Annotated in this window: 25 protein-coding genes and 1 pseudogene; 15 read left to right on the forward strand and 11 right to left on the reverse strand. The window is 59.5% G+C overall.

Annotation, left to right across the window (positions count from 1 at the left end; translation table 11 throughout):
- Positions 1-7: 7 nt before the first annotated feature.
- From AACR93_RS13135 to AACR93_RS13165, 7 genes are read left to right on the forward strand one after another with little or no spacing between them, the layout of a single operon-like run.
- Positions 8-1,414, forward strand: a complete 1,407-nt coding sequence (locus tag AACR93_RS13135) for a DNA circularization protein (RefSeq protein WP_043849628.1) — start codon at positions 8-10, stop codon at positions 1,412-1,414.
- The gene (locus tag AACR93_RS13140; RefSeq protein WP_043849629.1) at positions 1,407-2,486 is read left to right on the forward strand and encodes a phage baseplate assembly protein; all 1,080 of its coding nucleotides are present in this window, start codon (positions 1,407-1,409) and stop codon (positions 2,484-2,486) included. Before AACR93_RS13135 ends, AACR93_RS13140 begins: the two co-directional genes overlap by 8 nt.
- Entirely contained in the window at positions 2,480-3,034 is a 555-nt protein-coding gene (locus AACR93_RS13145; RefSeq protein ID WP_043849630.1) for a phage baseplate assembly protein V, read from the forward strand. Before AACR93_RS13140 ends, AACR93_RS13145 begins: the two co-directional genes overlap by 7 nt.
- A gap of 5 nt (positions 3,035-3,039) precedes the next feature.
- Positions 3,040-3,492 (forward strand): phage GP46 family protein, encoded by a 453-nt coding sequence (locus AACR93_RS13150; RefSeq protein WP_043849631.1) that lies wholly within the window; start codon positions 3,040-3,042, stop codon positions 3,490-3,492.
- The gene (locus AACR93_RS13155; protein WP_043849632.1) at positions 3,482-4,549 is read left to right on the forward strand and encodes a baseplate J/gp47 family protein; all 1,068 of its coding nucleotides are present in this window, start codon (positions 3,482-3,484) and stop codon (positions 4,547-4,549) included. Before AACR93_RS13150 ends, AACR93_RS13155 begins: the two co-directional genes overlap by 11 nt.
- Positions 4,534-5,115, forward strand: coding sequence for a YmfQ family protein (locus tag AACR93_RS13160; protein WP_043849633.1), 582 nt, complete (start codon positions 4,534-4,536; stop codon positions 5,113-5,115). The genes AACR93_RS13155 and AACR93_RS13160 overlap by 16 nt, the downstream gene beginning before the upstream one ends.
- Positions 5,116-5,117: 2 nt before the next feature.
- Complete coding sequence (locus AACR93_RS13165) at positions 5,118-6,605, forward strand: hypothetical protein (RefSeq protein WP_156152858.1); 1,488 nt, start codon at positions 5,118-5,120, stop codon at positions 6,603-6,605.
- Positions 6,606-6,680: 75 nt separating this feature from the next.
- Here AACR93_RS13165 and AACR93_RS13170 read toward each other — a convergent pair.
- The 4 genes and pseudogenes from AACR93_RS13170 to AACR93_RS13185 all read right to left on the reverse strand — a co-directional run.
- Positions 6,681-7,004: pseudogene (locus tag AACR93_RS13170) on the reverse strand (metal-dependent hydrolase); the annotation flags it as partial.
- A gap of 88 nt (positions 7,005-7,092) precedes the next feature.
- Positions 7,093-7,653: a cytochrome b/b6 domain-containing protein gene (locus tag AACR93_RS13175; protein WP_043849635.1), complete on the reverse strand. Its 561-nt coding sequence runs from the start codon at positions 7,651-7,653 to the stop codon at positions 7,093-7,095.
- Positions 7,654-7,697: 44 nt separating this feature from the next.
- Positions 7,698-7,967: a PepSY domain-containing protein gene (locus tag AACR93_RS13180; protein ID WP_043849636.1), complete on the reverse strand. Its 270-nt coding sequence runs from the start codon at positions 7,965-7,967 to the stop codon at positions 7,698-7,700.
- A gap of 109 nt (positions 7,968-8,076) precedes the next feature.
- A complete protein-coding gene (locus AACR93_RS13185) occupies positions 8,077-8,529 on the reverse strand; it encodes a YaiI/YqxD family protein (protein WP_041209271.1) in 453 nt (150 codons plus the stop codon).
- A 140-nt stretch (positions 8,530-8,669) separates the two neighbouring features.
- On the opposite strand from AACR93_RS13185, the gene zntB reads away from it, so the two are divergent.
- Together zntB and AACR93_RS13195 are read left to right on the forward strand one after the other, a co-directional pair.
- Positions 8,670-9,635, forward strand: a complete 966-nt coding sequence (gene zntB / locus AACR93_RS13190) for a zinc transporter ZntB (RefSeq protein ID WP_197077925.1) — start codon at positions 8,670-8,672, stop codon at positions 9,633-9,635.
- A gap of 13 nt (positions 9,636-9,648) precedes the next feature.
- Complete coding sequence (locus AACR93_RS13195; protein ID WP_043849638.1) at positions 9,649-10,161, forward strand: mechanosensitive ion channel domain-containing protein; 513 nt, start codon at positions 9,649-9,651, stop codon at positions 10,159-10,161.
- A 64-nt stretch (positions 10,162-10,225) separates the two neighbouring features.
- Here the strand turns inward: AACR93_RS13195 and AACR93_RS13200 are convergent, their stop codons facing one another.
- The 6 genes from AACR93_RS13200 to lpxL form a co-directional block, all read right to left on the reverse strand.
- Positions 10,226-10,474, reverse strand: a complete 249-nt coding sequence (locus AACR93_RS13200; RefSeq protein WP_033113006.1) for a hypothetical protein — start codon at positions 10,472-10,474, stop codon at positions 10,226-10,228.
- A gap of 66 nt (positions 10,475-10,540) precedes the next feature.
- Positions 10,541-11,113, reverse strand: a complete 573-nt coding sequence (locus AACR93_RS13205) for a DNA-J related domain-containing protein (RefSeq protein WP_043849639.1) — start codon at positions 11,111-11,113, stop codon at positions 10,541-10,543.
- Positions 11,114-11,282: 169 nt separating this feature from the next.
- Positions 11,283-11,804 carry an MltR family transcriptional regulator gene (locus AACR93_RS13210; protein ID WP_005354914.1) on the reverse strand — a complete coding sequence of 174 codons (522 nt, stop codon included), beginning with the start codon at positions 11,802-11,804 and terminating at the stop codon, positions 11,283-11,285.
- 122 nt (positions 11,805-11,926) lie between these two features.
- Positions 11,927-13,072: a mannitol-1-phosphate 5-dehydrogenase gene (locus AACR93_RS13215; protein WP_043849640.1), complete on the reverse strand. Its 1,146-nt coding sequence runs from the start codon at positions 13,070-13,072 to the stop codon at positions 11,927-11,929.
- A 37-nt stretch (positions 13,073-13,109) separates the two neighbouring features.
- Positions 13,110-15,032: a PTS mannitol transporter subunit IICBA gene (locus AACR93_RS13220; protein ID WP_043849641.1), complete on the reverse strand. Its 1,923-nt coding sequence runs from the start codon at positions 15,030-15,032 to the stop codon at positions 13,110-13,112.
- 633 nt (positions 15,033-15,665) lie between these two features.
- The gene (gene lpxL, locus AACR93_RS13225; RefSeq protein ID WP_043849642.1) at positions 15,666-16,589 is read right to left on the reverse strand and encodes an LpxL/LpxP family Kdo(2)-lipid IV(A) lauroyl/palmitoleoyl acyltransferase; all 924 of its coding nucleotides are present in this window, start codon (positions 16,587-16,589) and stop codon (positions 15,666-15,668) included.
- 238 nt (positions 16,590-16,827) lie between these two features.
- On the opposite strand from lpxL, the gene hldE reads away from it, so the two are divergent.
- Complete coding sequence (gene hldE / locus AACR93_RS13230) at positions 16,828-18,255, forward strand: bifunctional D-glycero-beta-D-manno-heptose-7-phosphate kinase/D-glycero-beta-D-manno-heptose 1-phosphate adenylyltransferase HldE (protein WP_043849643.1); 1,428 nt, start codon at positions 16,828-16,830, stop codon at positions 18,253-18,255.
- 115 nt (positions 18,256-18,370) lie between these two features.
- On the opposite strand, the gene tolC is transcribed toward hldE, so the two are convergent.
- The gene (tolC, locus tag AACR93_RS13235) at positions 18,371-19,696 is read right to left on the reverse strand and encodes an outer membrane channel protein TolC (RefSeq protein ID WP_043849644.1); all 1,326 of its coding nucleotides are present in this window, start codon (positions 19,694-19,696) and stop codon (positions 18,371-18,373) included.
- A 305-nt stretch (positions 19,697-20,001) separates the two neighbouring features.
- On the opposite strand from tolC, the gene nudF reads away from it, so the two are divergent.
- The 5 genes from nudF to AACR93_RS13260 are packed head-to-tail and all read left to right on the forward strand — an operon-like array spanning position 20,002 to position 23,158.
- The gene (gene nudF / locus AACR93_RS13240; protein ID WP_043849645.1) at positions 20,002-20,643 is read left to right on the forward strand and encodes an ADP-ribose diphosphatase; all 642 of its coding nucleotides are present in this window, start codon (positions 20,002-20,004) and stop codon (positions 20,641-20,643) included.
- Positions 20,606-21,094, forward strand: coding sequence for a DUF1249 domain-containing protein (locus AACR93_RS13245; protein WP_156853645.1), 489 nt, complete (start codon positions 20,606-20,608; stop codon positions 21,092-21,094). The genes nudF and AACR93_RS13245 overlap by 38 nt, the downstream gene beginning before the upstream one ends.
- 22 nt (positions 21,095-21,116) lie before the next feature.
- Positions 21,117-21,935: a 3',5'-cyclic-AMP phosphodiesterase gene (gene cpdA, locus AACR93_RS13250; RefSeq protein ID WP_043849646.1), complete on the forward strand. Its 819-nt coding sequence runs from the start codon at positions 21,117-21,119 to the stop codon at positions 21,933-21,935.
- A gap of 9 nt (positions 21,936-21,944) precedes the next feature.
- The gene (locus tag AACR93_RS13255) at positions 21,945-22,532 is read left to right on the forward strand and encodes a YqiA/YcfP family alpha/beta fold hydrolase (RefSeq protein WP_043849647.1); all 588 of its coding nucleotides are present in this window, start codon (positions 21,945-21,947) and stop codon (positions 22,530-22,532) included.
- A 2-nt stretch (positions 22,533-22,534) separates the two neighbouring features.
- A complete protein-coding gene (locus tag AACR93_RS13260) occupies positions 22,535-23,158 on the forward strand; it encodes an NUDIX hydrolase (RefSeq protein WP_043849648.1) in 624 nt (207 codons plus the stop codon).
- Positions 23,159-23,311 lie beyond the last annotated feature (153 nt).

Raw genomic sequence — 23,311 nt, forward strand, 5'->3', positions numbered from 1 at the left:
GGTTTGAATGAGCTTTGAAGAGCGTTTGACCGCCTCGATCAGGGGCGTTGAATTCCTGCTGAATACCGTGGAAGGCAAAGGCGGTCGCCGTGCCATCCCCCGCGAATACCCCAAGCGCGAAAGCAGCTGGACCGAAGACAACGGCGCCGCGATCACTAACGAGCAGATCACCGGCAAGCTGGTCGGCAAAGACTATCTATCCAAGCTGCGCGCCCTGCTCGATGCCCTGAACCAACCAGGCACTGGCGAGATGATCCATCCGTGGTGGGGCGTGCGCACCGTGCAGGTCGGCGACGTTAGCCACCGGCTGGATAACGAAGAGGATGGCGTTGCTTATGTGACCTTCACGGTCTGGGAAGCGGGCAAGAACCTGTTCCCCTCTGCTGTCATCGATACCGCCGCCACCCTTGGCAATGCGGCCGCCGCTGCGCAGGGTGCCAGTGAGCAGTCATTCCTCGATTCCTTCGTCACCGGCATCGACAACATGGGCGTGATGGTCGATACCTTCCTCGACGATCTGGACGAGTTGACCCGTGGCCTGCCATCCCTGCCTGACCAGTTCCGAGAGTGGACCGATCGCCTGATGCGCACCAAGGATAGCGTCGGATCGCTGCTGGCCTACCCGGGCGAACTTGCCCGCGAGGTGACCGGCATCGTGGAGGATGTCAAAGGCGTGGTGACTGACCCCATCAGAGCGCTCTCTGTCTATGACCAGGTAAGCCGCCGTTGGGAAGGGATGCGCGCCGAGCTGGCTATCACTGGCGGCTTGCCGACCAGCATCAACAGCGACGTTACCACCGGCGTGGCCTCGTCAGTACCTACCATCGACACCCCCACCGAGCTGAATGCCGCGCTCGATAATGGCAAGGCCTTCACCGCGCTGATTGACCGTGCCACCGCTACGGCGGCGGCCAGTGCCATTGCCAGCGCGGATCTCGGTACCAACCGCGACTTTACCCCAGACCAGAATGGTCAGGTGACTATCGGCCAGTCGCTTACCGGCGATCAGGTCAACAACCAGATCAGCCGTCCGGTCACCATGGATGGCGTAGTGGGGGCAGATCGCAACCTGCTGCTCACCGCAGACGATCTGGAGCAGCTGGCAAACTACTGGGCCAACATATTGGCCGAGCTGGCCATGGATGCGGTAGAGGCCGAGCAGAGCGATGTTTGGCGCGCCCTGCGCGATCTGCGCCTTGCCCTGCTCAACGACAGCCGCGAACGGGGGGCAAAGCTGCCGCGCCGCCGTCAGATTACCCTGACCACCACCACCGCGTCTGCGCTGCTGGCGTGGCAGCAGTATGGCAATGCCGAATACCGCGATCGGCTGGTGATGGGCAACAAGCTGCGCGATCCTGCTTTCATCACCCCGAGCACCACCATTCAGGTGATTGACGAGGTGACCAATGGCTGAACCCATTACCCTGCGCGTGGATGGTCAGCTCTATAGTGGCTGGCAGAAGGTGCGCGTCACCCGCAGCCTGCGCGATATTGCCGGTGATTTCGAGCTGACCATGACCCGTAAATGGGATGACGCCAAAGCGATGGCCATCCGCGAAGGCAGCGCCTGCACCGTGCATATCGGCAACGATCTGGTGTTGACTGGGTACGTGGACGACTTCACCCCAAGCTATGACGCCAAGGAAGTGAGCTGGGTGGTCAGCGGCCGCAGCAAGACCAGCGATCTGGTGGACTGCTCGGCCATCTACAAGAGCGGCCAATGGCAGAACGTCACCCTAGATAAGGTGGCCCGCGATATCTCCAAGCCGTTCAATATCGAGGTAGTGGTCGAGTGCGATCTGGGCGCTGCCTTCCCCCGCGTGGCCATCGAGCAGGGTGAGACCTGTTTCGAGCTGCTCGATCGCTTGGCCAAGCAGCGGGCAGTGCTGCTCACCACCAACGAGAAAGGCCAGCTGGTGTTGACGCAGGCCAGCGAACAGGAGATGGGCGCCAGCCTTATCCTGGGCACGAACATTCTGGCGGCCCGTGGCAACTTCAGCATGCGAGATCGGGCATCAGAATGGATCGTCAAAGGTAGCAGCTACGGCGGCGGCACGACGTGGGATAACACCCCGACCACTACAATAGGCGGCCAGAAGGCCACCATCAGCGATCCGGATGTGCCGCGCTATCGCCCCCGCATCATCATCGCCGAAGATGTCACCACCGTGGCCGGTGCCAGCAAGCGCGGCCAGTGGCAAAAACAGCGCAGCATTGGCGAAGGTACCCAGACCGAGATCACCGTCGCTGGCTGGCGCACTCAGGGGATGGAAGGAGACAGCGGCCCGCTCTGGCGAATCAACCGCATGTGCCAAGTGAAGGACGAGATCCAGGGGCTGGATGTTAACTGGCTGATCGTCTCCGTAACCCTGATGGAAGACGACCAGGCAGGCCGCGAGGCCATCATCAACCTGACCCCGCGCGAGGCGATGCTGATCCCCGCAGAAGTAACCAAGAAACAGACCAAAGAGGTGACCACATGGTAAGTATTCGTGACGTACAGAAGCTGCTGGCCCCGCTGCAGCGCCGCCTGCGCCTGATTGCCGATCGCGCCATCGTCACACTGGTCAATGACGCCCTGCAGCGCCAGAACCTGCAACTCAAGGTGCTGGCAGACGAAGGGGCGGATGATGTCGAGCGCTTCCAGAACTACGGCCACACCAGCGTGCCGCCAGAAGGGTCTGAAGCCATCGTGCTGGGGCTGGGTGGCGCCCGTGCCGGACTGGTGGCCATTGCCGTCGAGCACAAGGGATTTCGCCCGAAAGACTTGGATGCTGGGGATAGTTGCCTATACCATCTGGAGGGTCACAACCTCACCCTTGGTAAAGACGGCTTGGCCGCGCTCAGCGCGAAAAGCGTCATTATCACAGCCGAAGAGAAAACCACCACCATATCCCCTGATAACGAGTTTCAGGGCGCCATGCACGTCACGTTGAACATCATTGTTGATGGCGATGTGATCATCAACGGCAAGTCGTTTCTGGAGCATAAACACGATTTACCAGGTGGGGGGCAAACATCGCCCCCAGTGTGAGGGATATGACCACAGCCATCATTTGGAACAACGAAACCGGCCGGGGCGATATCGATATCACCCCGGCCGGTTTGCGTCAGGATGATGGCCTCGAAACGCTGGTGCTGCAGGTGCTGTTCACCGATGCCCGCGCCGATGACTCCGATGTGCTGCCAGACGGTACCGCCGATAAGCGCGGCTGGATTGGCGATACCTTTGCCGACCAGCATTGGGGCAGCAAGCTCTGGCTGCTCGACCGCGAAAAGCTCACCACCGACGTGCGCAACAAGGCCGTGACCTACGCACAAACCGCCCTTGATGCCCATTTAAAGCCTGATTACGCCAGCAATATCGTGGTGACCGGAGCCATTCCCCAGTTTCAAATGCTGCAGCTTAACATCGCCATCACCAGCCCTGACGGAACCAACACCACCATGACCATCAACAAGCGGTGGGAGGCGCAAGCAAATGCCGTATAACGTCCCCACCCTGCGCCAGATCACCGCCAGCGGCCTGCTCGATATCGAGTCAAGCCTTGGCACCGTGCTGCCCAAGTTCGGCATCGAGCAGGCGCTTAATTCCGCCGTTTCCGCTGGCCAGCGCGACCTCTACGATCACCAGATGTGGATCGTCCGTCAGATCATCCCGACCAGCGAATCGGATGACCAGACCATTATCGAAACCGCTCAGTTCGAAGGGGTGATCCGCAAACAGGCTACCTATGCCGCAGGCCATGCCACACTGCAGGGTACCGTGCCAGCCCCTGTCGGTACCGTGCTGCAGCACAGCGACGGCCGTCAATACACCGTCACCAGCAGCGCCAGCCCGAGTGGTGGCGTTGTTGCTGTGCAAGTGCAGGCTACAGAGGCTGGCGCAGCAGGAAACCTTGCCGCAGGCCAACCGCTGGCACTGGTCACACCCGTTCCCGGGCTGCAGTCCAACGGCGTCAGCGAAGACATCAGCGGCGGGGCAGATATCGAGCCGATCAACCAGCTGCTTGAGCGCCTGCTGTTCCGCAAGCGCAACCCGCCGATGGGGGGCGCTGTGGCCGATTATGTCACCTGGATGCGGGAGGTGGCTGGCGTGACCCGCGCATGGGCTTATGACGTGTGGCAAGGCGGCGGAACGGTCGGGATCGGCTGGGTTTATGATGACCGGCCTGACATCCTGCCGACTCCTACCGAGCAGTTTTTGATGAAGGATTACCTCTTCCGTCATGCTGACCCGGCTACTGGCGTGCTGGTTGGCCGCCCTGCTGGTATCGAACCTGTCATCATAGGGCCAACACTCAAGACCACCAATCTGACGATCACCCCAACCCCAGATAGCGCTGAGATTCGCGCCGCTATCGAGAAGAACCTGAATGGCTATGAGAGAACCTTGCAACCAGGTGAATCGCTTTTGCTGTCAAAGATACGCACAGCTATTGGCTCGGCAACTGGCGTTAGAGATTACGGTCTCGACTTGAATGCTGATGTTCCTGCAGCAGCTACCGAATTGAATGTGATCGGGGTGGTAACGTGGCCCACTCTGTAGAGCAATGGGCTGATGTGCTGCTGCAACAGATGCCGTGTGGTCGCGCTTGGCCGCGCGATCCTGAGTCGTTCTTGCCAAAGTACGCGATCGGATTTGCCAAGCGACTGCAGGAAGTTGAGCTAAGCGCGGAACAGCTTCTGCTTGAAATGCGCCCTGAAACAACAGTGCAGCTGCTGCCTGAGTGGGAGGTCTATCTTGGCCTGCCTGAGTGCAATATTTCCTATCAGACATTCGAACAACGTCGCGCCGCAGTGGTGGAGAAGTATCACCGCAAAGGCGGCCTGGCTTCATGGCAAATCGAGTTTATCGCTGCTGCTCTTGGATATGAAGTCAAGGTGCATGAACAGTGGCCGCATAACGTGCTGCGCGATGTCAATTACCCAATTTATCCAGATTCGACGCGATTCGTTCTGCGCGTCGATGTCATTGGTATTCCTGAGGACCTTTTTACCGTTCTGGATGATGTTCTGACACCATTGCGAGGTCAGGCCTCACTGATTCTTGAGTGTGTATTGAACCGCTTGAAGCTGGCTGGTTTTTACTATGACTTTAACTATGAGGTGTAACTATGTTTTGGCCTGATCGTGGATCTGGAGTAGATGTGGAGCCAGCGCGCCGACCGGTGCAAAGCTTAACCCGCCAATATTTTACTGAGGGTGGCCTTGGTCAGGCGCCTACTGTTCCAGGTGCAGACTGGTTTAACCAGATCACCAACGAGTTGCTTAGTGTGATTGTAGAAGCTGGAATCACACCTGATAAGTCGGTTGATGATCAGCTTTTGAAAGCTATCAAAGCACTTAAAGTAAACAGCGGTTTTTTGAATATTGTCGATGATTTTGGTGCAAAGCCAATCCCAGGCTTTGACAACTCATCTGCTTTTGCTGCATGCCATCTTTATCTATCTACTCTTGCCGCATCTGCCACATCCTCATTGCCCACTGTTCTATGGCCTGCTGGTGTTTATGAGTATTCATCAATGCCAAATTGGGCGATTGACAATTTGTCTTTCAAGTCTCTTGGGGTTGTAAGGCTTCGTTTTACCGGGACAGCTGACCCATTAACTATCAGAGGCGCTCAGACCAAGTACAACATCAACATCATTGGTGGCTTTATTGTTGAAGCTGATGCTGATGTAACAACGTCAACTTTCATAACTGATAACACAGCTCACTGCCGATATGATGTTAAGGTAACGGGTGCTGGTGCCGGCATGGCGGCTTTTGAGGTTGGTTTTGCTGTATGCAATCACTACATGAAGCCAACAGCCAGCCACATTGAGGAACCGTGGTTTTCTGATGCTCAGCCTGCCACGGGATTGTTGCTCAAAGGTGGATCAGCTGGCCACCCCGTATCATTTTGTATTTTTGAAAATATCTTGATGGAGGGTGTTTCCGGTATAGGTGTTGATTTGGTGTATGCCTATGGGAACGTATTCCTTGTTGGTACATCAGAGGGGAATGCTATAGGAGCCTATTTCCGCAGCGCCACCGGTCCAACCCAAGATGCGTTTAACAACGTATTTATGGGCACAGACTTCGAAGCAAACACCGATCATGATGTCTACTTTGAAGGGCGTGAAAATACCCTTCGTGATGTTACAACAGACAAGATCGTCACCTTTGCTGCAGGATCTGTTGGCAATCGTGTTGCTGGTGGTGTGCATCAGTCTATCTATCATGCCTCATCTGCGGTCAATAACAGTTGTCATGACCTAACCTATAACCGCAATGGATCTGGCTCAATCACTGATGATAGTCATGGCAAGTTAGCTGTTCGTGATGTGTATAATCGCGCGCTTGGGCGTCATGAGGCTTCATGGACAGGTGTTTTTGTTCTTGTTCCTACAATCGTTGCTGGCGCCATCGTTTATAACAATACCAGCAATAATCCCATCACTCTGAGTGTTTCAGGTGGCGTTGTTACTGCAATCACATACTCAATTGATGGGGTTTCTTCCGACACCCTTGGCACATCTGGCCTTTTTACCCTTCAACCAAGAAGTACGCTCACCATTGTTTGCAGTGTCGCCCCCCGCATGGTCGAGTTTAAAGGCTAAATTCCTAGTGGATTGATCACAGCTCTGAGTGATCAATTCACTAGCCTTTAGTGATCAATTCACCCGCGCGGCTACACCGACGATAAGGGCATCCTTGACTCCGACCGGCAAGGTATCGGGCGGCAGCTGCTGGTTGAGCCCCCAGATGGCGGCCGCAACCGCCAGCAGGCTGTGGGTGAAGCCGCGATGGCCAAAGAGGCGCGACAGGGGCTTGGAGATCCACGGCAGTTGCTGTCCCAGCAGCGATTTGGGGTGGTCGAGATCCGGCAGCAGAGCGCTGGCCAGCGCGATCGGGATGCTCTGCCACAGGCTGGCATCGGCCAGGGCCGGTGTCAGCTGCAGTTTGTGGGCGATCAGGGTACAGGTAACGGAGAAGAGCAGGTGCCCTTGGGCGGTCATGGTGGCTACAACATGGGAAAATGGCGGCGCATCTTACCAGTGTTGTAGCCCGTTGCAGCAAAAAAGCGGGGCTGGCGGGTCGACCCGCTCAATCGTTGCGCGGGTCTTCCACTCTGGCGTCGGCAGGCACCCGTTTTTTGCCCACTATCATGGCGCGCAGCAGGTCGCTGCGAGTGAGGCGGTCGGTCAGGATCACTACGGCGGCGTGGACGCCGACGGCTGCCAGCAGGATGTTGGCGATGGTGCCGTGCAGCTCTTCCAGCCAATCTTCGCCCCAGAAGGCATCCCAGGTGGTGAGCCAGCCAGTGGTGATGGTGCTCACCAGCAGCAGGATCAGCAGCCAGATCATCAGTGCTCCCATCGGGTTGTGGCCCAGATAGTAGGGGTGACGGCCTTTTAGCAGCTGCTGGAGGTAGCTTCGCACCTTGCCCGGGGTCGGCCACCACTGGCCGAAGCGGGCGTAGTAGGAGCCGGCAAAGCCCCATACCACTCTCACCAGCAGCAGCAGGGCCAGGGTATAACCGACGTAGCGGTGGGGCTTGCTCCCCTCTTCCAGCACGAAGAAGTTGAGCAGGCAGAGGGTGACGGTGGCCCAGTGAAACAGCCGGATGAGGGGATCCCACACTTTCACTTCAGATGAGGTTGTCATGGCAAGACTCCATGGAGGGGCCGCCAGCGCGGCCTGTTACTGCGCTATTCGTCGATCTCTTCCTTCACTTTTTTCAGGTCGGTCGGATCAAAGTAGATTTCGACTTTGCGCTTCTCCTTGTCCCAGCCGTAGATCTCGTAGCAGTTGGTCTTGGTGACCTTGAACTTCTTGATCTCGTAGCCCATCGCCTTGATCTGCTGTTGGGCATCAGCCTCGCTCAGCCATTTGCTCTTGTCGGTCCGGGTACATTGGGGATCGGCCAGGGCTGCGCCGCTCAATAGGGGGATCAGTAACAACAGGGGGGTCAGTTTCATTGCTTGCTCCTTGCGGTTGATGTTGCAACAGCGACAAGGTTAGGCGGCAAGACTTAAGAGAGCGTTAAGAGGGGGAAGATATTTTCCCCGGCTTGCACCGGGGCTGTGCTTAGTCCAGCTTGCCCTTGACCAGCCACTTGTCGAGGGCGTTGGCAAAACGCTGCTTGTCGGCGGCGTTGAAGGGGGCGGGGCCGCCGGTTTGTACTCCGGCTGAGCGCAGCTCCTCCATGAAGTTGCGCATGCCAAGACGCGCCTTGATGGTCTCGCGGGTGTAGATCTCGCCGCGGGGATTGAGCGCTTCACCGCCGGCATCGATCACCCAGGAGGCTAGTGGGATGTCGCCGGTGATCACCAGATCGCCGGGTTTGACCTGCTGGGCGATGACATGATCTGCCACATCGAATCCTTTCTCCACCTGCTGGGTTTTGATGAAAGGTGAGGGGGGCACCCGCAGTCCCTGATTGGCCACCAGGGTGGTTACCACTTGAGCTCGGTGGGCGGCGCGGTAGAGGATCTCCTTGACCGGAATGGGGCAGGCATCGGCATCAACCCAGATAGGCATGGCATGGTTTCCTGTAGTCAAACGGACGACAAAATGGCAGCGCGCATGGTAGCACAATCCCCCCGAGGCTGGCTCGGGGCTGAGTCGGCCCCGCCTTTCGTGTAAGCTGGGGGCTGCATGTGACACGAGAAGGAGACGAGATGGATCGGGTGCCCAGTGATGTAATTTATGCCCTGACCCTGGATGGCAAGGGCGGCATGACGCCGCTGGCGGCGGGAAGCGAGATTCCGGAGCAGCAGCCGGGCTGGCTGCATTTGGACTACGGCAATCCGGAGGCGGCACGCTGGCTGCTGCAGACGCCGCTACTCAACGAGGCTGCAAAAGAGTCGCTGCTCGGCCAGAGCAATCGACCCAAGTTGGTCCGGATGGGGGAGACTGTGCTGCTGATCCTGCGCGGCATCAACCGCAACAAGGATCACCGACCGGAAGAGATGGTGGCGCTGCGCATCTACATCACCCCGGATCTCATCATCAGCAGCCGGCGCCGGCCGCTGCTCTCCGAACAGGATGTCTTCAACCAGCTCAAGCTGGGCGGCGGCGCAGATAGCCCGGCTGACTGGCTGGTGGAGATCTGCGATGCCCTGACCGATCGTGCCGGCGAATTTGTCGAGGAGCTGCACGACCAGATCCTCGAACTGGAAGAGATGGTGCTGATGCGTGACATGCCGGCCAATGGCCGACTGGCGCTGATCCGCAAGCAGCTCATCATGATCCGCCGCTACCTCTCGCCCCAGCGGGATCTGGTGGCGCGCCTCGCCAACGAGAAGATCAGCTGGCTGGATGAGGATGACCGCCGTCGTCTGCTCGACATCGCCGACCGCTTGCGGCGCTGGCTCGACGACCTCGATGCCGGGGTGGCGCGCACCGCCGTGCTGGCGGACGAGATCAACAACCTGATGGCAGAGGCGACCAACCGCCGTGCCTACCAGATGTCGGTGATGGCGCTGCTGTTTCTGCCCGCCAGCTTCCTGACCGGCCTGTTTGGCATCAACCTGGGTGGAATGCCGGGGGCCGAGAGCCCGACCGCCTTCTGGGTGTTCTGCGGAGCATTGGTGGTGATGGCGGTGGGGCTGGCGTTCTGGCTCAAACATCGACGCTGGTGGTAGGGAGGAGCGAACCATGTGGCAATCCATCGGTTTGACCCTGCTGCTGTTGCTGGGTCACACCCTGATCCGGCGACTCATCCACAAGAGCCTGATGGCCCTTGGCCAGAGCCGGCAGGTGAGCGAGAACCGGGTCATTTACGTGGCCCATGTTTTCCACTTCCTGCTCGGCTGCGCCACCCTGCTGGTACTGGCCGGGGTGTGGGGGCTCGACTTCTCGCGGCTGGTGGTGCTCGCCTCCTCCTTCTTCGCGGTATTGGGCGTGGCCATGGTGGCGCAGTGGTCGATCCTCTCCAACATCACCGCCAGCATCACCATCTTCTTCGCCTTTCCCTACAAGATTGGCGACCGGATCCGTATCCTCGACAAGGATGATTCGGTCACCGGCGTCATCACCGAGATCGGTCTCTTCTATGTGCGGGTGCGGGATGACAACGGCGATCTGGTCACCTATCCGGCCAACCTGATCCTGCAAAAGCCGGTCAGAAAGCTGGAGTCCAAAGCGCCGGAACCGTTGCAACCGGAATAAGCGGAATGGCACGCAACCGGAACAGAAAAGGCTCCCTCGGGAGCCTTTTTAACGATGGAACGGGTTAGCGTTCGAAAAAGCGGTAGAGGTGCTCCACCTGCACCGGACAGTCCGCCACCAGATGCACATGTTCGCGCGCCTGATCGACCGTGCCGAAGCTGACCGGGCAGCCGAGGGTATCGGTCAGTTCATACAGGGTGCCCTTTTTGTCGCGAAATTCGATGAGCCAGCCGGGAATGGCAACGTCGTGGAGGATTTCGGCTTCTTGCAGGATATGTTGCTGATAGAGCTTACGAAGTTCACTGACTGTCATGATGCTCTCCTGTGAGGGGATATCCGGTTCCAGTCTATGCCTGTCACCCTGCGGGGGGCAACCGGATCATCCGCGCAGGCACTCCCAGCCCCAGCGGATACGAATAAAGGTCTCGGCATCGCCCCCCCGATCCGGGTGATGCGCAAGGGCCAGCTCCCGCCAGCGGCGGCGGATGGCCTCTGGCGTGGCATCCATCGCCAGTCCGAACAGGGCCAGCGCCTCCTCTCGTTGTCCCGCACCATCGCAGGCGCGCCAGAAGCTTGCAAGCAGGGCTTCCACCTCCTCCCGCCCTGTCTGCCAGAACACCTGCCAGTCGAGGTAGTAGCTGCGCAGCGCCTCGCCCCGTACGAGTGCACGCCCCGCATCAGCATTGGAAGCAAGCGGTTCGAGGCGGATATCCAGCGTGCTTATCACCAGCCACCAACCCTCTTCATAAAGCTCGGCCTGCAGCTGGTAGAGGGCGTTCATGATGAGGAAGTTGAGCCGAAACAGCTGTAGTTGCTCATCGTCAGCCAGTAGCGGAATTGCCCCCTGCTGGCGCAGTGCCGCCATCAGCTCGTGCACCTTGTTGCTGCCATCGGCCCGTTGCAGCAGGGCCAGCAGCGGGGCGATCAGCGGGTTGGCGCTCTGGTCGCTCATGGGGTGCGATTCCTCCGGATGAGAGCTGTGGTGACAGAAGAGGCCACTGTACAGGCGAGGTGGCGATGAGCCAGAGTGACATCTGCCAGAGGGCGGGGCAAGACGCAGTGGCCCTGGCGGCGCAGAAAAAGACCGCCAGCAGGCGGTCATGTCATTTCATGTGGCCGGATTAGATGGGGCTCTCCTTGTGGAGTTCGCCGACACAGTCGGCCAGCGCCAGTACCAGTGCGGAGCGCACCATCTGATCGAGCCGGTTGAGCTGCATCTGGTAGAAGGCCCAATCCTCTTCGCTGGCGGGGGGCTCCAGCTTCATCATGCCGCCCTGATTGACCCCGTGCAGGCGGTCGAGCAGATCGCGGATCGGCTTGTCGCTGAAGCGGTAATCCTTGGGGTCGCGCACCAGAAAGTCACGGATCTTGAGATAGGCTTCCAGATCCTGATAGCGCTCAAGGGAGATGAGGCCGAGGGCGAAGATGAGCTTGAGGCGCACCTCCAGCTGGCCGAGGGGGCCGCTCTGGTTGAGCAGGGGTTCGATGGCGTATTTGACGGCATACTCCTCCTGACGAAAGGCGCGTCGCATCAGGGAGTCGACCGCTTCTTCCAGGATGGTCACGGCTTCGAGAAAGAAGCCGCGGGGGCCATCCTGCTCGTTCAGTCGTTCCAGTACTTCATCTTCCTGGTGTGTGGTCATAGGTGCATTGGGTCCAGCTGACAGGGAGAGAGTCAGCCTCTCTCCCAGTTTTTATCATATGGGGCGCATTTCCTTGCGATTCAATCAATTGGAGCATCCGGTCATGCGCCGCCAGCAGGGTATTACAAGGTCTCGTAACGAGCCACTATGGTGCGGACGATTTCGCTCTCTGCATCCAGTCCGGTGACGCGGGCCAACGCTTTGGCCGTGCCAAGCTCCGCCAGCAGCTGTTGCAGCTCGACCGCCTGCGGATCATCGGCATTGCGATAGTGGAGCGCCGCGGCGATCCCCTCCTGCAACTGCTCGTTGGGCAGGCCGTACTCCAGGGTGCCCAGCAGCGGTTTCACCAGTCGATCCCCCGCCGCCAGTTTGCGCAGTGGCTGACGGCCGACCCGGTCAATCTCGTCCACCAGATAGGGGTTGGCGAAGCGGGCCAGGATCTTCTCGATATAGGCGGCGTGCAGGCGCGGGTCGAAACCGTAGCGTTTTACCAGCACGGCACCGCTCTCCTCCATGGCGCGGCGCACCTTGCTGCGGATCACCGGATCCTCGATTGCTTCGCGCACTGTGCGGTAGCCCCGCAGCTTGCCAAGGTAGGCGGTGACGATATGGCCGGTGTTGAGGGTGAACAGCTTGCGCTCGACGAAGGCCATCAGGTTGTCGGTGGGCTCCATGCCCGCCACCTGTGGCAGTTCCCCCTTGAACTGGGTCTGGTCGACGATCCACTCGCTGAAGCTCTCGACCGTCACTTCCAGCGGGTCATCGTTGGCAGCTGCGGCGGGCGGCACGATACGATCCACCGCCGAGTCGACGAAGCCGATGCAGGATTCGAGCGTGGCATGATACGCGACCGGCAGGTACTTGAGTACCTCCTGCTTGAGGTGACTGGTGCCGCGCACCATGTTTTCGCAGGCGATGACGTTGAGCGGTGTCAGGTTGCCGGCATCGAAGCGGGCCTGCAGCCCCTTGGCCAGGGTGCTGGCAATCTTGTCCAGAATGTTGGGGCCGACCGCGGTGGTGACCAGATCGGCGGTGATGATGCGGGCGATCACCTCGTGACCGGCGGAGCTCACCGCTGCCACGTTGCGCACCACGTCCAGTTTCTGATCCGCCCCCACCACATGGACCTTGTACTCCTGACGGTGGTTGAGCTGATCGATAAGCGTGTCGTTGACGTCGGCGAAGGTGACCTGATGGCTGGCATCCGCCAGCACTTTGCCGATAAAGCCGCGACCGATGTTACCAGCACCAAAATGCAATGTTTTCATGATATTAACCTCTTGAACCAAAGACGATGAAAGATGATTAGGCAGCCTGTTCGGCACCCAGCAGATCCAGGAAGGCCTGGGGATCCGTGGTGCTGGCCAGCCGGTCGATGAGACCGGGTTCATCCAGTGCATTGGTCAGGCGGGTTATCACCTGCATATGTTCGTCGTTGCGGGCGGCGATGCCGATCACCAGCCGCGCTACCTCATCGGCAGCCTCGCCAAAGGCGACCCCGGCCGGGTACTGGCAGATGACGATGCCGGTACGTTTCACAAACTCCTTGGCGGCGATGGTGCCGTGGGGCACGGCGATGGATTCGCCGAGGTAGGTGGAGACCAGCTGTTCACGCTCCAGCATGGCGTTGACGTAGTCGGGCGCCACGTAGCCCCGCTCGGCCAGCAGTCGGCCTGCGGTCAGGATGGCGGCCTCCTTGTTGTCGGCTTTCAGTCCCAGATGCACGTCATGACGGCTCAGGGTGAACACTTCGGCCGCTTGCGGCTCATAGCTGTCGTCGTTGGCGGCCACCAGCAGCTGCGGGTTGGCGACGTCATCGTTGGCGGCCTGAGTCAGGCTCTGTACCAGCTCCTGATAGAGGCCGTTGTCGAGGAAGTTGGTGAGCGAGATATGGTGGGCATGTGGCGCATGGCGACGGGCCCGCTCGGTCAGATCCTTGTGGGTGATGACCCAGTCCACCTGATCGTCGAGCTGATCGATGGCGCGGTTGGTGACGCTGATGTCGAGGCCGGCGGCCTGTACCCGCTTGCGCAGCATGCCGGCGCCCATGGCGCTGGAACCCATGCCCGCATCGCAGGCGACCACGATATTGCGCACCGCCATCAGTTCGCCGCCCGGCTTCTTGGCCGCTGCGGTTTCGGGCTTGCCGCCCTTCATGGCTTTCATCTTGCGAGTGGCTTCACCGAGAGCATCGGCCTCATCGGCTTCCGGCTGCTGGGCGCGGACGAACACGGCGGCAACCAGGAAAGAGACCAGAGTAGCGCTGATGATGGAGAGCAGCACCCCGATCAGGGAGGCTTTCGGTGTCATCAACAGCACGGCGAAGATGGAACCCGGTGAGGCGGGGGAGACCAGACCTGCGTTGAACAGGGTCAGGGTAAAGACCCCGGTCATGCCGCCGGCGATCACCGCCAGAATGAGGCGCGGGTTCATCAGCACATACGGGAAGTAGATCTCGTGGATGCCGCCGAAGAAGTGAATGATGGAGGCACCGGCCGCGGACTGCTTGGCCGCGCCGCGGCCGAACACCATGTAGGCCAGCAGCACGCCCATGCCCGGGCCCGGGTTCGCTTCGATCAGGAAGAAGATAGAGCTGCCGTGCTCGGTCGCCTGCTGGATCCCCAGCGGCGAGAAGATACCGTGGTTGATGGCGTTGTTGAGGAACAGGATCTTGGCCGGTTCGACAAAGATGGAGGTGAGCGGCAGCATGTGGTTATCCACCAGGAAGCCGACGCCACCGGCCAGTACGCCGGAGAGGACCTTGACGAAGGGGCCGATCACGAAGAAGGCGAGGATTGCCAGCAGCATGCCGATAAGACCGGCGGAGAAGTTGTTGACCAGCATCTCGAAGCCGCTCTTGACGCGACCGTCCATCGCCTTGTCGAAACGCTTGATGGCCCAGCCACCGAGCGGGCCGACCATCATGGCGCCCATGAACATCGGGATGTCGGTCCCCACGATGACGCCCATGGTGGTGATGGCACCGACCACGCCGCCACGATCACCGCCCATCAGCTTGCCGCCGGTGTAGCCAATCAGCAGCGGCAGCAGGTAGGTGATCATGGGGCCGACCAGCTTGGCCAAGGTTTCATTGGGCAGCCAGCCGGTGGGGATAAAGAGGGCGGTAATAAAGCCCCAGGCGATGAAAGCGCCTATGTTGGGCATGACCATATTGGACAGGAAGCGTCCAAAATTCTGTATCTTGACTTTGGTATCCGGTGATAACATGTCGGGACCCCGTTTTAAGCCTGTTTGATTAAAAGTGGTAGTTCGGGATGGCCGGTTTTGCCGAACCTCCATCCCTGTCGTCTAAGCAACTTCAATCTACCAGCTTGCGATCAAATTAGGCTGAAAACGGGGTGTCTTGTGATCCATCTCTCAGATACCCCGTCATACCCCCTCTCCAACCAGTGATGAAGATCACATTCGTTCGCTGTAATTCGGCTACATTTCGATCTTTTCTATTTTTAATGACCATTTTTTGTGATTTAGATCACCAACTCGGCTTTGCCGTGCCTTTGTGTAAAGGTGATTTACTTCACAAATTAAGCTTTTGTATTCGAATGGGGCAAATCACTCAATAACTCATCAGCGGGTAGTGACGATGGATCTATCGAAATCTTTCTCTAATCACAAATGAATCAATAGGTTTGTAACCCGCTTTCAGTTTTTGCAGGCAGTGATGAGGGCTCTTTTGTGGCCGGTTGATGGCGATGATCGGCTGATTGCAGGAGGTCGTGCAGGAGGTTATGGGACGCAGGGGGATCTTGCTTGCCGCACAGGGCTGACAGCAGATAAAAACAAACCGCCAGCAGGCGGTTTGTCGGTTTTGGCGATCTGGCCCCAGTCGGGGTCTGCGACTTAGTAGAAGCTTGCATCCTCGGGGGAGGGGCGGGTCTTGAAGCGGCGATGGAGCCACATGTACTGCTCCGGCGCCTTGCGCACCGCGGCTTCAATCTCGCGGTTGGCGCGAGCCGCATCGACCATGTCATCCCCGCTCGGGTAGTCGGCGAGGGGGGCCCCGATATGCAGTGTGTAACCCTCGCTGGTGCGGATGTTGTAGCAGGGCAGGGTGACGGTGTTCTTCACCCGCGCCAGAGTGGCGGTGCCGGTGATGGTGGCCGCCTGCTCCACGGCGAAGTAGGGCACGAACACGCTGGCGTGGGAGCCATAGTCGTGATCCGGCGCGTACCAGAGGGCGTCACCGTTGCGCAGCGCCTTGATCATCCCTTTCACATCCATCCGGTCTACCAGATATTTGTTGGAGGCGCAGCGACCGTGATACTGGGCATACTCCAGCACCGGGTTGGTGTTGGGGCGATAGACGCCGACCCCTGGCCGTACCAGACCGAAACAGCGGGCGTTGAGTTCAAGCGTCAGGAAGTGGCAGGAGAGCAGCAGCATGCCCTGACCTTTTTCCATGGCGGCGATGACGTGCTCTTCCCCTTCCACCTTCATCAGGTTGCGCATCCGCCAGTCCGGCCAGAACCAGGCGATACCCACCTCGAATACGGCGCAGCCCACGCTCTCGAAGTTTTGCTTGAGCAACTTCTCGCGCTCGGCCAGAGTCAGCTCCGGCATCGCCAGCTCCAGATTGCGACGGGCAATCTTCACCCGTGATTTGAGCACTTTGGCGGCAAGATGACCGAGCTGGCGACCCAGCCACATCTGGCTGCGCCACGGCAGCAGAGTCAGCAGCCAGAGCAGGCCGAGGCCAAACCAGCTGGCCCAGTAACGGGGATGAAACAGGCGGGGCTCGAGGCGGGGAGCGTTGTCATGGGCCATGGAGAATCTCTTTGCTTGCGAAAACAATCGGGGGATTCTAGCCGAAAAGGGGGGGCGGGGGCGAATGGCTATCTGCTGGTCAGAGGGGCTGCTTGCATCTTGTCCGTATGGCGCGAAGGGTAACTATGGGTTTCCTTCCGCGTTCTTAAGGGAAACCACGGGTTTGCTTTTTCTCCCTCAAATAAAAGAGTGTGATAAAATCGGCGACTGATTTTTCAGGTTTTGAGAGTCGATACAGATGAAGATCACCCTGCCCGAGTTTGAAAAAGCCCGCGTTCTGGTCGTTGGCGATGTCATGTTGGACCGTTATTGGCATGGCCCCACCGGCCGGATCTCGCCCGAGGCACCGGTGCCCGTGGTCAAGGTTGAACACATTGAGGAGCGTCCGGGCGGTGCCGCCAACGTTGCCCTCAACTCCGCCGCCCTTGGCGCTCATGCCGTGCTGCTTGGCCTGACCGGTCAGGATGAAGCGGCCGATGCGCTGGCTGGCCAGATGGCTGGCGTCAAGGTGGCCTGTGACTTCGTTCGTCTGGCCGACTTCCCGACTATCACCAAGCTGCGCGTGCTGTCCCGCAACCAGCAGCTGCTGCGTCTGGACTTTGAAGAGCCCTTCCACTCCGTCGATGCCACCCTGCTGATGAGCAAGGTCGAGCAGGCACTGCCAAACAGTGACGTGATGATCCTCTCCGACTACGGCAAGGGTGCCCTCAACGATGTGCCCGGCATGATCCAGCGTGCCCGCGCCGCCGGCATTCCGGTGCTGGTCGATCCCAAGGGAACCGACTTCGAGAAGTATCGCGGTGCCACTCTGCTGACCCCCAACATGTCCGAGTTCGAGGCTGTAGTGGGCAAGGTGAAGAGCGAAGAGGAGCTGGTCGCCAAGGGGCTGGATCTGGTCAAGCGCTTCGAGCTGGATGCCCTGCTGGTCACCCGTTCCGAGAACGGCATGACCCTGATCCGCGAAGGTCAGCCGGAGCTGCATCTGCCGGCTCAGGCCCACGAGGTTTACGATGTGACCGGTGCCGGTGATACCGTCATCTCCACCCTGGCCACCTCGCTGGCCGCGGGCAAGAGCCTGGACGAAGCCTGTGCGCTGGCCAATACCGCTGCCGGGATCGTGGTCGGCAAGCTGGGTACCTCTACCGTCAGTCCGGTCGAGCTGGCCAATGCCCTCTATACCGAGCAGGAGACCGGCTTTGGCGTGATGTCCGAAGCCCAGCTGAAAGTAGCAGTTCGTGCCGCCCGTCTGCGCGGCGAGAAGGTAGTGATGACCAACGGCTGTTTCGACATCCTGCACGCCGGCCATGTCTCCTATCTGGCCAACGCCGGCAAGCTGGGGGATCGCCTGATCGTGGCGGTCAACACCGACGAGTCGGTTCGCCGTCTGAAAGGGCCGGGTCGTCCGGTCAACCCGACCGAACGTCGCATGGCAGTGCTGGCTGCGCTGGGCGCGGTGGACTGGGTTGTGCCCTTCTCCGAGGATACCCCGCAGCGCCTGATCGCCGAGATCCTGCCGGATCTGCTGGTCAAGGGCGGTGACTACAAGCCGGAAGATATTGCCGGTTACGCCGAAGTGACCGCCAATGGCGGCGAAGTGCGCGTCCTCAACTTCGAAGATGGCTGCTCCACCACCGACATCATCAAGACGATTCGCGAGCGCGGCTAACGCGCTGCTGGCCCCTAATCTGGCGGGGCTCACTATCGGCGGGAGCAAGCCGACAGCAACACGGATAAAAAAAAGGCGACCTTGCGGTCGCCTTTTTCATTCCCGATAACGGCTATCAGGCTTTGGTCTTGGCTTTTGCGGTAGCCGGCATCAGACCCTGGTTTACTTCCACCAGATCCTGCGCTTCCAGCACACCGGCAGCCTGCTTCAGGCTCAGGATGTTGAGGATGTAGTTGTAACGGGCCTCGGAGAGCTTCTGCTTCGCTTCGTACAGCTTGCGGGTGGAGTCCAGCACGTCGACGATGGTACGGGTACCCACCTCGTAACCGGCCTCGGTTGCCTTCAGGGCGCTGTCGGCGGAGACCACGGACTGGCTGTAGGCGCGTACCGAGCCGATGCTGGCGTTCACGTTGTTGTAGGAGGAGCGCACTGTGCTCTGCACCGAGCGGAAGTTCTTCTCCAACAGCTCGCTGGCTGCCACGTAGTTGAACTGGGCCTGCTTCACTTGGGAAGTGGTTGCGCCACCGCTGTAGAGCGGCAGCTTGAAGGTCAGACCGATATTGGCCTGGTTGTCGTTGCCACCCGGAATACTGTCCAGCTTGTAGTCGGTATTGCTGGTTTGCAGGCCGGCACCCAGATCCAGCGTCGGTTCGTGGCCGGTCTTGGCCAGATCGATCTGCTGCTTGGCGATGTCCTTGGCGATGCGGGCATTGTGCAGTTGCAGGTTCTTGTCCAGCGCCAGCTCCAGCCACTTGTCAGAACCGAAGGCGGTCTTATGCGGGCTGAAACGCTCGGTGTTGAGGATGTCCAGATTGCGGTGATCGACACCGGTCAGCTCGCGCAGGGCTTCGTAGCTGTTGTCCAGGGTGTTCTCGGCATTGATCTCGTCAGCCAGCGCCTGGTCACGGGAGGCTTCGGCTTCATGGACGTCGGTGATGGCGGTCAGACCCACCTCAAAACGCTGCTGGGTTTGTTCCAGCTGACGCTCCACGGCAACCTTGTTGGCACGGACGAACTCCAGGGTATCCATCGCCTTGAGCACGTTGAAATAGGCGGTGGCGCTGCGCACCATCAGGTTCTGGACTTCGAGGTTGTAGGCAACATCGGACTGGGTAGCGCCCTTCTCGGTCAGATCCAGATTGACCCAGTTGCTGCGACGATAGATGGATTGATCCAGAGAAATAGAACCGGAGGCTTTGTTGTTGGTCTGGGTATCATTCTTGTTCTGCAGGTAGTTCAGACCGGCACCCAGGTTGATTTGGGGCAAGAGCGCAGCGCGAGATTCGTTGATCTTCTCGAAGGCCTGGTCGCGAACCGCTTTGGATTGCAGCAACTGCGGATCTTTGATCTGTGCTTGCTGGTAGATATCGAGCAGGTTTTCGGCGTGGGCACCGGCACTGACGCCCAGCAACACCATGACGGACAAAAGTGTTCTTTTCATAGATCGTTTTAACCTTATGTAGTAACCCAAAACGGTTGCTGGAGAGGGCAAATATTGTCATCAACCAAGCTTGATTGCAGCTTAATCACTCTACTATAAGCAAAATTTAATGCTAAGAGTCTTCGGTCCGGTAACGGGAACGTCAAGAACCAGCGGCAGTTTTCTCCCCGCGCGCCTAGCCAAATGGTCTGTGGCTGCTAAAATCCACCCCTCATTGCCATGGCACGCCGAGTGAATGAACGTTCATTCATGTTCCTCGGATTTTATGGTCAAACTGATACAAGTCAAGCTGACGGGAGTCCCGGATGTCGCAGCAACCCTTGCCGCAAGATCGGCACTATGCCGCTGATGATGTGAAAATCATTGAAAAATCAGCTGGATATAACGGCTTCTTCAAGGTGAACGTCTATCGCCTGCAACACAGGTTATTTGCAGGTGGCTGGAATCAGCCCATCGTCCGCGAGCTGCTCGAGCGGGGACATGCGGCCGCGCTGCTTCCCTATGATCCGGTGCGCGACGAGATCGTGCTGGTGGAGCAGTTCCGTATCGGTGCCATGGAGACCTGTTCCACCCCCTGGCTGCTGGAGCTGGTAGCCGGCATCATCGACGAAGGGGAGACCGCCGAGGCGGTGGTGCGCCGCGAAGCGGTGGAAGAGGCCGGGATCGAGGTTGCCCGCTGCGAATATGCCATCAGCTATCTGGTGAGCCCGGGCGGCAGCACCGAGCGGATCGAGGTTTATGTGGGTGAGGTGGATGCCAGCAAGGCAAGCGGTCTGCACGGTCTGGCTGATGAGGGCGAGGATATCCGGGTGCACGTGGTGAGCCGCGAACAGGCCTACGCCTGGCTCAAAGAGGGGCGCATCGACAACGCCGCCTCGGTCATTGCCCTGCAGTGGCTGGCCCTCAACCATGGCGAGCTGCGTGCCCGCTGGCTGGCGGATCGCTGAGGTGGCGCTGACCCTGCAACAGAGCAGGCGCTATGTGCCTGACCTGATGTCCTTGCAGCGTACCTGCGAGGTCAACTATATGGCGCTGATGAAGCTGTTGCCTCCGGAAGGGGAGGTGGGAGCCGAGCGCCGCTATCGGGTCGGCAATGACCTGCAGTTCCAGCTCACCATTTGTGGTGAGAGTCGCTTCACAACTCAGGTTCTTTTGAGTCAGCACAACCCCGAGTTGCCCGAATATTTACAGGCTCAAATAGAGATTCGTTTGTATCATGATGTGCGGATGGCGGAAGTGTGTGCAGCGCAACAGATTTCCCGTTTGCAACCACGTTATGATTATCCCAATAAAAAGATGCACCAGCGGGATGAAAAGGAGCAGGTAAATCTGTTTCTGGCCGAGTGGCTAAAATTTTGTCTCAGACATGGTACCAGCCCGATCAATATCTCCAGTTGAACAAATATAAAGAAGCGTGATTTTGGAAACAGAGCTCCCCCAGGCGCAGGACGGCAGTGTGCGCCTGTTGCAAATTACTGATACCCATCTTTTTGCCAGTGCCGAGGGTCGGCTGCTGGCTGTGCGCACCGCCGAGAGTCTGGCTGCGGTGCTGGAGCGGGTGCAGGCCAACGACCATTCCTACGAGGTGATTCTGGCGACCGGCGACCTGTCGCAGGATCACAGCCCGGAGTCCTATCAGCGCTTCGCCTCCATGATGGCGCCTCTTGGTCGCCCCATTTACTGGATGCCCGGCAACCACGATGACAGTCCCCTGATGACCGAGCAGCTCCATGCCGCCGGGATCAGCGAATCCAAGCAGCTGGTGGGCGAGCACTGGCAGGTGATCCTGCTCGACACCCAGGTTCGTGGCAAACCCCACGGCATGATCGGCGATCACCAGCTGGAGGCGCTCGACCGCGCCCTGCGTCAGTATCCGGATCGCCACGCTCTCATCGCCCTGCACCATCAGGCGGTGCCGGTGGGCTGTGCCTGGCTGGATCAGCACAATCTCAAGAATGCCGACGATCTGTTTGCCGTGCTGGCGCGTCACCCGCAGCAGAAGACCATCCTGTTTGGCCACGTCCATCAGGAGTTTGACGAGGTGCACCGCGGCGTGCGGCTGATCGCCAGCCCATCGACCTGCATCCAGTTCAAACCCCTCTCCGATGGCTTCGCGCTGGACGAGTCCGGCCCGGGCTGGCGCTACCTCACCCTCTACCCGGATGGTCGTATCGCCAGCCAGGTGTGGCGTCTGCCGGTGGGGCAGTTTGTGCCCGACCCCAATGCCACCGGTTATTGAGGAGTCGTCATGAAGCCCGTCCTCCTCTACCTGCACGGTTTCAACTCCTCGCCCGGTTCAGCCAAGGCCCAGCAGATGGCTGCCTGGGTGGCAGAACACAGACCCGATATCGAGGTGGTGATCCCGGCCCAGCCCAACACCCCGGCGGCGGCCTGGGCGGCCATCGAGCAGACCATCGCCAATTTGCAGAGCCGCTATGGCAGCGAGTTCAAACTCGGTGCCGTGGGTAGCTCCCTCGGCGGCTTTATGGCGACCCGAGTGAGCGAGCAGTACGGCTGCCGCGCGGCCCTGATCAATCCGGCGGTGCGCCCCCACGAGCTGCTTTGTGATTACCTCGGCCCCCAGACCAATCCCTATACGGGCGAGCAGTACGAACTGCTGCCTGAACATATGGACGAGCTGCGAGCGCTGGCAGTGCCTGTGACCGCCCCCGAGCGACTCTGGGTGCTGCAACAGCAGGAGGACGAAGTGCTCGACTACCGCAAGGCGCTGGACGAATACCGCTTTGCACGCCTCTCGCTGGAGTGCGGCGGCGACCACGCCTTCGTGGCGTTTGAGCGCTACCCCGCCCAGATCATCCGTTTCCTCGGGCTTTAATCATGCAACCGCCGTTGGCCGCCTATCTGGAACAGGTACTGGCCACGGCGCAAGCGGGCCTCACCTACTCCAAAGACCCCTTCGATATCGGCCGTTTCGAGGCGCTGCGAGCGGCCACCGTAGCCCTTATCGCCAGCCAGAGCGAGCTGGCGCCGGAAGCCATCAGCGACTGGATTGCCCTCGACAGCGGTTATCCCGCCCCCAAGCTCGATGTGCGGGCCTTCATTCAGAACGATGCGGGCCATATCCTGCTGGTACAGGAGCGCAGCGACGACTGCTGGACTCTGCCCGGTGGCTGGTGCGATATCGGCGACTCGCCGGCGGATGCCGTGGTGCGCGAAGTGGTGGAGGAGACCGGCCTTGAGTGCCGTGCGCTGACACTGCTGGCGCTGTTCGACAAGCTAAAACATCCTCATCCGCCCCAGCTGCCCCACGCGCACAAGGCTTTCTTTCTGTGCGAGGTAACCGGCGGCCAGCTGCTGGGCGAAACCGATGAAACCAAAGGGGCGGGGTACTTCCCCATCGACAACTTGCCCCCGCTCTCCTGCCATCGGGTGGTGGCCTCCCAGTTGCGCACCCTCCAGGAGCACTTGCAGCAGGGGCGGCGCGATACCCTGTTTGATTGACATCTGAGGACGTGAACCCGTTCGAGCTGGGGGAGGTGCCGACGCGCGATGGTGTGCATCACCCAGCGGATCGACAGGTCTGAACAAAAAGGGGCTCATATGTTCCTGTTGTGCCCTGCGGGGCAGTGTTAATCTTTAGCGGCCTGTTTACTT

This window comes from Aeromonas sp. L_1B5_3, from assembly GCF_963866575.1.
In the GTDB taxonomy this organism is placed as follows: Bacteria; Pseudomonadota; Gammaproteobacteria; order Enterobacterales; family Aeromonadaceae; genus Aeromonas; species Aeromonas jandaei.